Origin of the sequence: Mycolicibacterium madagascariense, assembly GCF_010729665.1 — a bacterium.
GTDB lineage: Bacteria > Actinomycetota > Actinomycetes > Mycobacteriales > Mycobacteriaceae > Mycobacterium > Mycobacterium madagascariense.
The window spans coordinates 4,428,109-4,440,729 of sequence record NZ_AP022610.1; the positions used below are offsets into that span (position 1 = coordinate 4,428,109).

15 protein-coding genes are annotated in these 12,621 nt (G+C 70.4%); 10 read left to right on the forward strand and 5 right to left on the reverse strand.

Going from position 1 to position 12,621, the window contains the following annotated elements; genetic code table 11:
- The first annotated feature begins 9 nt into the window (after positions 1–9).
- Complete coding sequence (locus G6N60_RS28170; protein ID WP_170312573.1) at positions 10–177, forward strand: hypothetical protein; 168 nt, start codon at positions 10–12, stop codon at positions 175–177.
- A 190-nt stretch (positions 178–367) separates the two neighbouring features.
- Here the strand turns inward: G6N60_RS28170 and G6N60_RS20830 are convergent, their stop codons facing one another.
- Positions 368–760, reverse strand: a complete 393-nt coding sequence (locus tag G6N60_RS20830; protein ID WP_163740820.1) for a (deoxy)nucleoside triphosphate pyrophosphohydrolase — start codon at positions 758–760, stop codon at positions 368–370.
- 24 nt (positions 761–784) lie between these two features.
- Between G6N60_RS20830 and G6N60_RS20835 the strand changes: the two genes are divergently transcribed.
- Positions 785–1,066, forward strand: a complete 282-nt coding sequence (locus tag G6N60_RS20835; RefSeq protein WP_163740822.1) for a 4a-hydroxytetrahydrobiopterin dehydratase — start codon at positions 785–787, stop codon at positions 1,064–1,066.
- Here the strand turns inward: G6N60_RS20835 and G6N60_RS20840 are convergent.
- A complete protein-coding gene (locus G6N60_RS20840) occupies positions 1,014–2,174 on the reverse strand; it encodes a mannosyltransferase (protein ID WP_163740824.1) in 1,161 nt (386 codons plus the stop codon). The genes G6N60_RS20835 and G6N60_RS20840 overlap by 53 nt on opposite strands.
- A gap of 277 nt (positions 2,175–2,451) precedes the next feature.
- Between G6N60_RS20840 and G6N60_RS20845 the strand changes: the two genes are divergently transcribed.
- Both G6N60_RS20845 and G6N60_RS20850 read left to right on the forward strand, forming a co-directional pair.
- Positions 2,452–3,024: a hypothetical protein gene (locus tag G6N60_RS20845; protein WP_407665257.1), complete on the forward strand. Its 573-nt coding sequence runs from the start codon at positions 2,452–2,454 to the stop codon at positions 3,022–3,024.
- 45 nt (positions 3,025–3,069) lie between these two features.
- Complete coding sequence (locus G6N60_RS20850) at positions 3,070–4,197, forward strand: Rv1157c family protein (protein WP_163740829.1); 1,128 nt, start codon at positions 3,070–3,072, stop codon at positions 4,195–4,197.
- Between the two features lie 27 nt (positions 4,198–4,224).
- Here G6N60_RS20850 and G6N60_RS20855 read toward each other — a convergent pair whose 3' ends face one another.
- Positions 4,225–4,374, reverse strand: coding sequence for a DUF1059 domain-containing protein (locus G6N60_RS20855; RefSeq protein WP_163740831.1), 150 nt, complete (start codon positions 4,372–4,374; stop codon positions 4,225–4,227).
- A 30-nt stretch (positions 4,375–4,404) separates the two neighbouring features.
- Here G6N60_RS20855 and G6N60_RS20860 point away from each other — a divergent pair, with 30 nt between their 5' ends.
- On the forward strand, positions 4,405–5,064 hold the full coding sequence (locus tag G6N60_RS20860; protein ID WP_163740833.1) for a nitroreductase family protein: 660 nt from the start codon (positions 4,405–4,407) through the stop codon (positions 5,062–5,064).
- Between the two features lie 72 nt (positions 5,065–5,136).
- Here the strand turns inward: G6N60_RS20860 and G6N60_RS20865 are convergent, their stop codons facing one another.
- Positions 5,137–5,706, reverse strand: coding sequence for an HhH-GPD-type base excision DNA repair protein (locus G6N60_RS20865; protein ID WP_163740835.1), 570 nt, complete (start codon positions 5,704–5,706; stop codon positions 5,137–5,139).
- A gap of 112 nt (positions 5,707–5,818) precedes the next feature.
- Between G6N60_RS20865 and G6N60_RS20870 the strand changes: the two genes are divergently transcribed.
- Positions 5,819–7,018, forward strand: coding sequence for an MFS transporter (locus G6N60_RS20870; RefSeq protein WP_263992098.1), 1,200 nt, complete (start codon positions 5,819–5,821; stop codon positions 7,016–7,018).
- A gap of 5 nt (positions 7,019–7,023) precedes the next feature.
- On the opposite strand, the gene G6N60_RS20875 is transcribed toward G6N60_RS20870, so the two are convergent.
- Entirely contained in the window at positions 7,024–7,797 is a 774-nt protein-coding gene (locus tag G6N60_RS20875; RefSeq protein WP_163740837.1) for an IclR family transcriptional regulator, read from the reverse strand.
- 122 nt (positions 7,798–7,919) lie between these two features.
- Here G6N60_RS20875 and G6N60_RS20880 point away from each other — a divergent pair, with 122 nt between their 5' ends.
- From G6N60_RS20880 to G6N60_RS20895, 4 genes are read left to right on the forward strand one after another with little or no spacing between them, the layout of a single operon-like run.
- A complete protein-coding gene (locus G6N60_RS20880) occupies positions 7,920–8,882 on the forward strand; it encodes a hypothetical protein (protein ID WP_163740839.1) in 963 nt (320 codons plus the stop codon).
- A gap of 17 nt (positions 8,883–8,899) precedes the next feature.
- Positions 8,900–9,871, forward strand: coding sequence for an acetaldehyde dehydrogenase (acetylating) (locus tag G6N60_RS20885; protein WP_163740842.1), 972 nt, complete (start codon positions 8,900–8,902; stop codon positions 9,869–9,871).
- Positions 9,868–10,872, forward strand: a complete 1,005-nt coding sequence (dmpG, locus tag G6N60_RS20890) for a 4-hydroxy-2-oxovalerate aldolase (protein ID WP_163740844.1) — start codon at positions 9,868–9,870, stop codon at positions 10,870–10,872. The genes G6N60_RS20885 and dmpG overlap by 4 nt, the downstream gene beginning before the upstream one ends.
- A gap of 55 nt (positions 10,873–10,927) precedes the next feature.
- Entirely contained in the window at positions 10,928–12,478 is a 1,551-nt protein-coding gene (locus G6N60_RS20895) for an APC family permease (protein ID WP_163740846.1), read from the forward strand.
- The last annotated feature ends 143 nt before the right edge of the window (positions 12,479–12,621 follow it).

Here is a 12,621-nt window from a genome sequence, read left to right on the forward strand (position 1 = left end):
GAAGTGCGCGTGGACCCCTCCAAGCTGGCCGGTGTCAAGCCGAAGAAGAAGTGTTGTCGCAGCAAACCGCGCTGCAAGCGGTGCCCCCTCGTGCTCAGCAAGGTGCGCAAAGCCGAGCTGCTGGGCCTTCGTGGCAAGGAGCTGGAGAAGGTCTTCAAACGGGCCAGGAAGAGCTGACGAGCTGGCCTTTCGCTGAGTGCGGCCCGGTCGGCAGCGCTCCGCCGTACGACGGCCCACCACGGGACGCACCCGGGCCGTCGCGACGCGGCGCTCGCTCCCCGCGGCATCGAGGGGCCGTCCGGCCCAGGGCGCGATCGGTGGGGTCCGGGCCTGGCCCCGTGTGCGTCACGTCACTCGTCTCGACGTGTCACCGCGTCCGCAGAGCGGCAACCAGATCGGGGACCCAGCCGCGGTCGGCGGGCACCCACGCGAGATCGTCGAGATCGTCGGCACCCACCCAGCGCAGCGCGCGGTGATCGTGCGCCTCGACGCTGCCGGCGGTACGGGTCACCAGGTACGCCCGCAGGACGGTGCGCTCGTTCAGCGTCACGTCGGCGCCGAGTCGCGCGCCGACGGTGACCGTGATGCCGAGTTCCTCGTCGAGTTCGCGGGCCAGGGCGTCGGCCTCGCTCTCTCCCGCGGCGACCTTGCCGCCGGGCAGCTCCCACAACCCGGCGAGATCCGGTGGCCGGTTCCGTTGGGCCACTAGCAGAGTCGCGTCGCAGATGAGGGCGCCCGCGACGACGATCTGGTTCGACACGCAGCGACGGTATACCGTCGAGTCATGGCTGTCCTATCCGACGACGAGGTCGACGCTGCGCTGTCCGGGCTGAACGGCTGGAAGCGTGCCGACGGGGCACTGCGGCGGTCCATCGACTTCCCGGAATTCCTCGCCGGCATCGACGCCGTCCGTCGCGTCGCCGAGCACGCGGAGCGCGAAGACCATCACCCGGACATCGACATCCGTTGGCGGACAGTCACTTTCGCGCTCGTCACCCATTCCGAGGGCGGTATCACGGACAGGGACGTGGCGATGGCGCGCGACATCGATCGGATCGTGGGCTGACCCACGCGAGGTAGGCCAGGGTCGCCACGGCCGCCAGCACGTACAGCGAGCCAGCGACGTCCGCGTACCACGGCCGCCCGGTGAGGTGCCCGCCCGCGGCGGCGAACGTCACCAACCACGGCGCGCCGAGGTAGGCCAGCACCACCCACGCCCAGCCGACGATCCGCGCACCCCGGCGCGGCCGCCCGAGCACCAGCCACATGGCCAGCGGCAGCATCCACACCCAGTGGTGCGTCCAGCTGATCGGCGAGATCAGCAACCCGAACGTCATGACGACGACGATGCGGCCGAGCGGGTCGGCGGCCCCGATGCGCCACCACGCCAGCGCAGTGAGTGCCGCGGTGCCGGCGATCGCGGCGACGAGCGGCGGACCGGAGTGCACGTCGTGGCCCGCCAGGTAGCCAAGGACGCCGCGCAGCGACTGGTTCATCGGGGTGTCCACGACGCCGACGCGGTCGGCGTTGCCGAGCAGGTCCGTGAAGTAGAAGCGGGCCTGCGCGCCGCCGACGACGATCGACAGCGCGACCGTCGCGCAGAACACGACCGCCGAACAGAGCACGGCGCGCCACCTGCGGGCGCCCGCGAAGTAGAGGCCCGCCACCGCCGGGGTCAGCTTCAGCCCCGCTGCCAGCCCCACCAGCAGGCCCGCCGCCCACCAGCGCCGGGTATTCACCGCCAGCAGCACGGCGAACATCAGCAACGCCCCGATCTGACCGAGTTCGAATAGGTGGCGCACCGGCTCGAACCACACCGCGAGCGCGGTCCAGGCCATCGCGAGCCGCACGTCGGGGCGGCCCAGCAACCGCAGCGTCAGGTCGGCCGATCCGTAGAGCGCTGCCACGATGCCCAGTTGCCAGCCAAGGCCCACGAACCAGAACGGCAGCAGGTGCAGCGGGAAGAACATCAGCGCGGCGAAGGGCGGATAGGTGAACTGCAGCGGTAGCGGCGGCGTCGCGGGGTGATACACGAAGTCGTAGAGACCGCCGTGGGCCATGGCCGCCGCGCCGTCGACGTAGACGTGGAGATCGATGAAGTTGGTGCCGTTCGGCACGAGGTAGGTCACGGCGAACCGCGCGGCCAGGCTGAGCGCGAGCAGATACGGCGCCATCGCCGCGAGTCGGCTCCGCGGCGGCGCGCCGGTGGAGCCGGTGTGTACCTCTGACTGTCTGGTGATCCGTCGACTCTAGTTTTCCAGCGCCCACGGGCTCGTCGTCGGGCGTCGGGCGGACGGCCCGGGTCACCATCGTCCGTCGTGTCAGTAACGGTTGCATAAATGCCACACGTGTCACTTGAGTAACTCCAGTAACGCCGTAGCTTCGGTTCAGACGAGCCGTCCACCGATTGGGAGAACCATGCGCCTCACCAGAAAACTGTTAGCTACCAGCGTGATTGCGGCCGCGTGCGCGGTCCCGGGAGCGCTGCTGTGCAGCGCCACCGCCGCTGCCGACCCCGCGCCTGCGCCCGCCCCCGCGCCGGCGATTCCGTTCCTCAGCCAACTCAACCCGGCCATGCTGCAGACCATCGCGTCGGTGTTGACCGGAGGCGGTACGGCGCCCGCCGCCGCACCCGCCGCCGCACCGGCACCCGCGGCGACCGCATCGGTCACCCTGCCCCAGGCACCCGCCGCGCCGGCCGCAGCACCGGCCGCCGCGCCCGCCGCCGCACCCGCCGGGATGATCCCGTCGGCCGACGTGCAGATCCCGCAGGTCCCCGGAAATCCGCTGCCGCTGCCCAAGCAGCTCAGCTTCCCCGCGGACCTGGCGTCGCTGATGCCCGCCGGTAGCCCGCTCGCCGGTCTCCTGCCGAAGGCGCCCGCGGCGGTTCCGGCCGCGGCCGCCGTGCCCGCTGCCGCTGCGGCACCCGCGGTCGCCGCCGCGGCACCCGCGGCGTCCAACGGGTTGACGGCTGCGACCGACGGTCTGGCCCCGCTGTTCTTCCCGGTCTCCGGACTGCCCTGATCCTTCGCCAACCACGCCTGAAACCACACCGAGCACGGGAGAGTCATGCCATCGAAGAGAACGCTTCTGATCGCACTCGGTGCGTCGGCCGCGCTGACGCTGTGCGGCCAACCGGTCGTGCATGCGGAGCCCGGGTCGCCGCTGCCGATCCCGATCAGTGGCCTTCAGGCTCCCGGCCTTCCCGCGATGCAGAGCTTGGCGCCTGCCATCCAGCAGGCGGCGAGCGACCCGTCGAACGCGGTGTCGATGTTGATGGCAGCAGCGGCGGCGTTCGCGGGTAACACTGCGGCGCCGTCGGATTCGAAGAACATGGCGGCGGCGGTCAACCAGTTCGTCGCCGACCCACAGGTAGCACACGTCCCTGCGGTAGGTGCGGTCCCCGGAACCGAGGCGCACCTCCCGCAGGGCGTGGACCCTGCCCACGCGGCAGGGCCGGCGCCAGACGCCGCACCGCTCGCCGCGCCGGCTCCGGCACCCGCACCACCGGCCGCCGCACCCGCGCCGGCCCCGCAGGCCGCACCCGCCCCCGCACCGCAAGCCGCGCCCGTCGTCGCGCCCGCACCCCAGGCCGCGCCCGCCCCCGCACCCGAAGCCGCGCCCGCGCCGGCCCCCGAAGCCGCCCCCGCGCCTGCCCCCGCACCCGATCCGGCTCCCGCACCGGACCCCGCACCCGCGCCCGACGCCACCCCCGCCGCGGCCGCCGTGCCGGGACCCGACGCCGCATCGGCGCCCGCCCCTGCCCCCGCGCCCGGCTTCGGACCCGACGCGCCGACGACGCAGGACTTCATGTATCCGTCGATCAGCAACGGATGCCTCGCCGATGGCGGAAACGTCCTCGCGTCGGCCATCTCGGTGGCGGGCCCCGCATCCATCCCGAAGCCGGGCCCCGGGCCGGGCCAGACGGCCTACGTGTTCACCGCGATGGGCACGCCCGGACCCGCCGCCGAGCAAAAGTTGCCGCTGAACGTCACGTGGGTCAACCTGACGACCGGCAAGTCCGGCACCGCGACCCTCAAGCCGCAGGCCGACATCAACCCGGCGGGTCCGACCACCCTGACCGTCATCGCCGACACCGGCTCGGGCAGCGTCATGTCCACGATCTTCGGCCAGGTCACCACGACCGACAAGCAGTGCCAGTTCATGCCGACGATCGGTTCGACCGTCGTTCCGTGACGCTGCTCCTCCCCCGCGACGAAGGGGTCAGTAGGCCATGAAGAGGATCATCTCGCGGTCGTACTCCCGGCCGGGGTGCGCCTCCGCGAGATGCGTCTGAGCCTTCTCGACGAGGTCGTCTTCGTCCGAACCGGTGATGGCCTCCCCGCAGGGACAGCTCAAGTGTGTTTTCGCCATGCCTCACGATCCCACGAGGATGATGGGGGCATGGAGCTGTACGACGTAATGCGCACGACCGGAGCCGTTCGACGGTTCACCGACGACCCGCTGCCCGACGACGTGCTCGAGCGCATCCTGGACAACGCCCGCTTCGCCCCGAGCGGCGGCAACCGCCAGGGCGTGCGCGTCATCGTGGTCCGTGACGGCCCGACCCGCGAGCGCCTCGCCGAGCTGTCCCGCCCGGCGGCCAGGCGGTACGTCGCCCAGTTGGCTCACGGCGAGTCACCGTGGAATCCATTGCGGCCGTGCGGCGTCGACGATGCCACCGTCGCGGCGACCGAGCCGCCCGACGCGATGATCGCACCGCTGACCGAGGCGCCGGTCGTGCTGGTGATGTGCGTCGACCTCGGCGTGGTCGCCGCCACCGATCAGCACCTCGACCGCATCGGCGTGATCAGCGGCGCGTCGGTCTATCCGTTCGTCTGGAACGTGCTGTTGGCCGCGCGCAACGAGGGATTCGGCGGGGTCACGAACACGATGTCGATCGCCGAGGAGCCCCGCGTACGGGAGTTGCTCAGCATTCCCGACGGTTACGCCGTCGCCGCGGTCGTCCCGCTCGGCAAGCCGGTGCACCAGGTCAGCAAGCTCAAGCGCAAGGCCGTCGAGGAGTTCGTCACCCGCGAGCGCTTCGACGGCGACGCGTTCTAGCGTCGACTCTGCGGTCTTGGCGCGGATGTGCGAGTGCTCGGGCGCGGACCCCGCCGTCAGGGCAGAGTCGAGCTAGGCCTTCGCCTTGGCCTTCGCGGCCTTCTTGTAGGAACGCACCTTCTCCAGTGAGCCCGCGTCGACGACGTCGGCGATCGACATGTGCGTGCCGGCCTCGCCGTACGCGCCGGCAGCCTCGCGCCAGCCCTGCGGCGTCACGCCGTACTGCTTGCCTAGCAACGCCAGGAAGATCTTGGCCTTCTGCTCGCCGAACCCGGGTAGCGCCTTGAGCCGCCGCAGCACCTCGGGCCCGTCGGGGTCATCGGCCGTCCACAGCGCGACGACGTCGCCGCCGTACTCGTCGACGATGGTCTGCGCCAACGTCTGCAGCCGTTTGGCCATCGAGCCCGGAAACCGGTGCACCGCAGGCTTTTCCGAGAACAGTGCGGCGAATGCCTCGGGCTCGTAGTCGGCGACGGCCTGCGCGTCCAGCCCACCCATGCGATCGGCGAGCTTGCGCGGACCCGCGAAGGCGACTTCCATCGGGATCTGCTGGTCGAGCATCATCCCCACCAGCAGCGCGAAGGGGTTGGACTCCAGCAACTCGTCGGCCGCGGGGTCCTGAACCAATTGCAGCTTCGCCATCGGGCCAGTCTAGGCGAATCGCCCGGCCGCGCCCGGCGCCCGGCCGACCCTGCGGAACGTGACGAGATCCAGGCGAAATCCGCAGTCTGGGCGCCTGGCTAGAGTTGTCCGAGTGACCGCGCCACCGCCCGCGTCCGCCCGCGGGCGGTACGGCTTCGCCCTGCTCGCCTTCGCCTTCAGCGCCATCATGCTGGGCACGACGCTGCCGACGCCCATGTACGCGCTGTACTCCAGCCAGATGCACTTCGCCGTGTTCACCACGACGGTGATCTTCGCGACCTACGCCGTCGGCGTGTTGGCCGCGCTGCTGCTGTTCGGTCGGTGGTCGGACGCGATCGGCCGGCGGCCCGTGCTGCTGGCCGGCGCCGGGTTCGCCCTGGTCAGCAGCATCGTGTTCCTGTTCGCCGACGACATCGGCCTGCTGCTCGTCGGCCGCCTGCTATCCGGTCTGTCCGCGGGCGTCTTCACCGGCACTGCGACGGCCGCGGTCGTGGAGGCTGCACCGGAATCGCACCGGCAACGCGCGTCGGTCGCCGCCACGATCGCCAACGTCGGCGGCCTCGGCCTGGGGCCCGTGCTCGCGGGCGTGCTGGTGCAGTACGCGCCGCGGCCGCTGCAGCTGTCCTTCGCCGTGCACGCCGTGCTGGTCCTGCTGGCCGTCGGCACCATCCTGTTGTCGCCGGAGACCTCGGGACGCACCGGCCGAATCGTCGTGCAGCGCCTCAGGGTTCCCCGCGAGGTGCGCCAGGTCTTCGCGACCGCCGCCACGGCGGCCTTCGCGGGTTTCGCCGTCATGGGTCTGTTCACCTCGGTGGCGCCGTCGTTCGTCTCCGGCGTGATCGGCATCGGCGATCACGCCGTGGCGGGGGCGGTCGCGGGGTCGATCTTCCTGGCGTCGGCGCTGGCTCAGCTCGTCGCCGGACGGCTGCCCGCCCAGCGCGCGGTTGCCATCGGCTGCGCCATCCTGGTCGTCGGCATGCTGGTGCTGGCCGGCGCCCTGTACGTCGCGTCGCTGCCGGGGCTGATCGTCGCCGCGGCCATCGCCGGTGTCGGACAGGGCATCAGCTTCAGCCGCGGTCTGGCCGCCGTCGCCGAACTCACCCCGGCCGACCGCCGCGCCGAGGTCAGCTCGACCTACTTCGTGGTGGCGTACGTCGCGATCTCGCTGCCGGTGCTCGGCGAGGGCCTGGCCGCCCAGCACCTCGGATTGCGTACGGCGGGAGTCAGTTTCGCCGTCGCCATCGCAGTGCTGTCGGCAGTCTGCCTGGCCGCGGTCATCGTGCAGGAGCGACGCCAACCCGCCACGGCCTGACGCTCCTACGGCAGCTTGGCGGCGATCTCGCGGGCCGCGGCGATGACCCGGGTGCCCGCGTGCTCCAGGGTCTCGGGATCGAGCCGGTGCGTCAGGAAGCTGATGCTCAGCGCGTAACGGGACGGCCCGCCGCGGGAGGACGGCACCGCCGCCGCCACGCAGGTGAGTTCCTCGGCGGCCTCCTCGCGGTCGACGGCGAAGCCGCGATCGCGAATGTCCTTGATCTCGGCGGCCATCTTCTTCATCGACGTGATCGTGTGCGTCGTCAACTCCGGCAGCCCGGCCGTGGCGACGACGTCACGCCAGACGCTGTCGGGCATGGTGGCCAGCAGCGCCTTGCCCAGCGCGGACGCGTGCCAGGGGTCGGTCTGTCCGACGTCGCTCACCTTCTTGACCGCGCGCCTGCCCTCGACGACGTCGAGGATGACGACGCCGTGGTCGCGATGGACGGCGAAGTTCACGGTCTCGTTGAATTCGTTCACCAGGCGCTCCATGGTGGGGAGCACCGCGTCCGACGGCACCTGATTCGCGAAGGCGCGCTGCCCGAGGCGGAAGATCTCCCATCCCAGTCGGTACTGGTTGGCGTTGAAGCGCTCGACGTATCCGAGCGCGCAGAGGCTGTTGAGGTAGCGCAGCACGGTGGCCTCGTTCAGCCCTGTGCGCCTTGCGATTTCGGTCAGATTACCGATGTCGGAGTCCCCCACCGCCGACAGGATCTTGGCGGTGCGTTCGACGCCGATCATGCCGGACGACTTCTCGGTATCCACTGCTGCTTTCACTGAGTGAAGGTTACCAGTAGCCAGTGCAGGGTCGGTTCCTGTTGACAGCTCCCGCGACGTCTCGTAGGTTTTCATTCAGCGCAGTTGAATATCACTGAGTGAAATTACCAAAGGAGAACGTCATGCCCCCCGCAGCCGACAGCCGCATCGCCACGGTCGACGGAGCCAGCATCCTGGCCGCCCAAGACCTCCTCGCGGCCGACGACTACGCCCTCACCCCCTCGGGCAAGGCCTTCGTTGATGGTGGCAAGTACCGCTTGGAAATCTCTGGCGTGGAACGCCTTTCGACACTGGAGGCCATGCTCGAGGAGGCCGAGCGCCACGACGTCTTCATCCACCGCGTGATCGCCTTCGGCGGCGGCACGACGCTGCTGAGCACCTCCGAACTGAGTGACGTCTCCGCGCTGGCGACCGAGCACGGCATCGACCTCGTCGCCGTGCCGGGGCCGCGGACCGGGTGGGACCTCGGACGCCAGGCGCTGAGCACCGAGGGTCAGGCCGGGGGCCGCCGCGTCCGCGGTCTGGACAACGTTCGCTACCTGCTCGACGACTACCTGCGCATCTTCTCGACGGGCATCCGGGGCGTATTGGTCTGGGACGAAGGCGTTCTCGACATCCTCAACAAGGCCCGCGACGCCGGCCACGTCCCCGCCGACGCGACGTTCAAGATCTCGGTCTACGCCGGGCACGCGAACCCCGCCTCCATCCGGATCCTGCAGGACCTCGGCGCCGACAGCGTCAACCCCGTCGGCGACCTCAGCCGCCCGATGCTCGCGGCGATCCGCCAGGCGGTCGACATCCCCCTGGACGTCTGGGCCGAGACCTTCGAGTCCTTCGGCGGGATGAACCGGCTCTGGGAGGCCGGCGACATCGCCCGCGTCGCGGGACCGGTGTACTTCAAGATCGAGCCCGGCGAGTCCGAGGCGGTCATGTACAACGGGTGGATCCAGCCCGAATTCCACGCCGACCTCGTCCGCCACAAGGTTCGCCATGCCGCGATCCTCAACGAGCTCGTCGCGACGAGCGCCCCCGACGTGACGGTGTCGCCGCGGCCTCGCGTCGCCCAGTCCGCGCTCACCAACTGACACGACGGCACGACTGCATGACCGAAAGACGAAGGGAACACGACGTGACACAGCGTCACCGGGCGGCGATCATCGGGTCGGGCAACATCGGCACCGATCTGATGATGAAGCTGCGCCGCTCCGAGGTGCTCGACGTGGTCGCCATGGCCGGAATCGACCGTGGCAGTGACGGTCTCGCTCGCGCGGCCGCGCTCGACGTCGCGGTCACCGCAGACGGCGTCGACGGGCTGGTCGCGCTGGACGCCTTCGACGGCGTCGAGGTCGTGTTCGACGCCACCAGCGCAGGCGCCCACCGCGTCAACGACGCCGTCCTCGCGCGGTCCGGGGTCCCGGTCGTCGACCTGACCCCCGCCGCACTCGGGCCCTTCGTCGTCCCCGCGGTGAACATGTCGCGGCTCGCGGGACACCGCAACCTCAACATGGTGACGTGCGGCGGCCAGGCCACCATTCCGGTGGTGGCGGCGCTCGCCGCGGTGGCCGAGGTGCACTACGCCGAGATCGTCGCGTCCATCGCGTCGCTCTCGGCGGGACCGGGCACCAGGGCCAACATCGACGAGTTCACCGTGACGACGGCCCGCGCGATCGAGTCCGTCGGCGGTGCGGCCAGGGGCAAGGCGATCATCATCCTCAACCCGGCCGAGCCGCCGATGCTCATGCGCGACACCGTCGCCGCGTTGGTGTCCGCGACCGACGAGGCGGTGCTCACCGCGGCGGTCACCGACATGGTCGCCGACGTGTCCCGCTACGTGCCGGGTTATCGCCTGGCCCAAGCGATTCGGACGTCACCGGTGCCCGGGGACGATCCCCGGCGGCGTCTCGTCGCCCCGGCGGCCCGGCAGGCCGAGCTGGTGCACGTGACGGTCCTGCTCGAGGTCGAGGGCGCGGCCGACTATCTTCCCGCCTATGCCGGCAACCTGGACATCATGACGGCCGCCGCCGTGCGCGTCGCCGAACGCCTGGTGGCGCGCACCCCGGAGCCGGCCCGGTGACCGCCGACGTGTACGTCCAGGACGTCACGCTGCGCGACGGCATGCACGCCGTCGGGCACTCCTTCGGCCTGGCCGACGTCAGGCGCATCGCCGGTGCGCTCGACGCCGCGGGCGTGGCGGCCATCGAGGTCGCCCACGGCGACGGACTCGCCGGCGCCAGCCTCACCTACGGCGCGGGCGCTCACGCCGACGGAGAGTGGATCGCCGCCGCCGCCGACGTCATCGAGAACGCCCGGCTGACAACGCTTCTCATTCCCGGCATCGGCACCGTGGACGATCTGCGGGCCGCAGCCGACCTCGGCGTGACCTCGGTGCGCGTCGCCACCCACTGCACCGAGGCCGACATCGCGCGTCAGCACATCGGCACCGCGCGATCCCTCGGTCTCGACGTCGCCGGGTTCCTGATGATGTCGCACCTGAGTCCGCCCGACCGGCTGGCCGGGCAGGCGAAGATCATGGAGGACGCCGGCGCCGAGTGCGTTTACGTCACCGACTCCGGCGGCCGCCTGACCATGACCGGCGTGCGCGACCGCGTGCGCGCCTACCGTGACGTCCTCGCGCCCACGACCACCGTGGGCGTGCACGCCCACCACAATCTCGCTCTGGGCGTGGCCAATTCACTCGTCGCCGTCGAGGAGGGAGCCCACCGCGTGGACGCCTCACTGACGGGTCTCGGTGCGGGCGCGGGCAATTGCCCGCTGGAGGCCTTCGTCGCCGTCGCCGAGCTGAACGGGTGGCGGCACGGCTGCGATCTCTACGCGCTGATGGACGCGGCCGACGACATCGTCCGGCCGCTGCAGCAGCGACCCGTGCGGGTCGACCGCGAGACGTTGACGCTCGGCTTCGCCGGGGTGTACTCCAGCTTCCTGCTGCACGCCGAACGCATCGCCGACGAGGTCGGCGTCGAGACCCGTGACCTGCTCGTCGAGGCAGGCCGCCGATCGATGGTCGGCGGCCAGGAGGACCAACTCGTCGGTCTCGCCCTCGACCTGAGGGGGTGACGGACCGCTCTACCCGCACCTGCTCGCCCGCCCCAGACACGAGAGATGAACGACCATGGAGAACGTCACGCAATCCCTGCCACCGCGACGCCCCGCCGGGACGCCGTCGTCCGCTCCGCCCGGCGCGTCGCCCCCTGCCGGGCGACGCAACCACGGCCTGAGGGAGAACAGCCTCGGCGTGCCGAGCATCTTCTTCTACATCATCGCCGCGGCGTCACCGTTGACCGTCGTGGTGGCGCTGTACCCGATCATCATCGGTGCGGGCAACGGGGTCGGCATGCCGGGGGCGTTCGTCATCGCCGCCGTGGTGCTGATGATCTTCGCGGTCGGCTACGTCGCGATGAGCAGGCACGTCACTAACGCCGGCGCGTTCTACGCCTACGTGACACTGGGACTCGGCCGCATCCCCGGACTGGGGTCGGCGTTCCTGGCGATCTTCGCCTACAACGCCATTCAGGCGGGGCTCTACGGCGGCTTCGGCTACTACGCCTCGGAGTTGATCAACCCCGCGCTGGGGATCGCGATCCCGTGGTGGGCCTACGCGTTCGTGGCACTGCTGCTGTGTCTGGGCCTGGGCGTGCAGGGCGTCCACTCCGGAGCGAAGGTGCTCGGGGTCTTCATGACCCTCGAGGTCACGATGATCACCATCCTCAGCGCGTTCAGCATCTTCGGTGACTCGTCAGTTCCCGTGTCGCACTTCTCCTTCGCACCGTTCGCGCCCAGCGTCGTGCTCGGGGGCGCCCTCGGGGTGGCCCTGATGTTCGCGCACGCGTCGTTCATCGGCTTCGAGGGCTCGGCGATCTACGGCGAGGAGGCCCGCGACCCGGCCCGCACCATCCCCCGCGCGACGTACCTGTCCATCGCGTTCATGGGCATTCTGTACGCGGTGTCGGGCTGGCTCATCATCAACGCCCTCGGGATCGACCGCGTGGTCGGCATGGCCAACGACACGGGCGGCAACTTCATCTTCGCGGCGAGCGACGCCATCATCGGGCACAACATCTCGGTGATCTTCCAGACGCTCATCGTGTCGGCGACGTTCGCGGCGATCGTGACCTTCCACAACAACGTGTCACGGTACCAATTCTCGCTCGGCAGACAGGGTTTGGTGTGGAAGCCGCTCGGGTGGACGCTGGCGAGCCGCCAAACCCCGTGGGTCTCGGGGATCGTGCAGAGCGTGACCGTCGGCATCGTCATCGCGGTGTTCGCCATCTCCGGTCGGGATCCCTTCGCCACCCTGTTCACGTGGGCGACGGGCATCGGGACCATCGGCGTCATCCTGTCCCAGCTGATCGCGGGCATCGCCATCTTCGCGTTCTTCCGCAGGTCCGACGTCGACAAGCGGCTGTGGAACACGGCGATCGCCCCGATCCTGGCGATTCTCGGGCTCGGCGCGTTCTTCGTGCTGACGCTCGACAGCCTCGACGTGCTGCTCGGCGTGCACGGCGTCACGGCGGCGATCATGGTGTCGCTGGTGTTCCTGGCCCTGTTGGCGGGCCTGCTCTACGGCCTCTACCTGCGGGTGGCCGCACCGGAGCGCTATGCGCTGGTCGGGCAGGCCCTCAACGAGCGGGAGCTGGCCGAGCCGGCCGCCGAGGCGCAGTAGCCGGCACGATCCACGATTCGTCGCGCGCGCGGCACGGGAGTTAAGTACATTTGTCCGCATCGATGCGTACGAATGTTCCTAACGAAGGAGTGGGCATGACCGCAGCGCGGCGGACCCGACGGCACGACCCGGAGAGAAAGGAC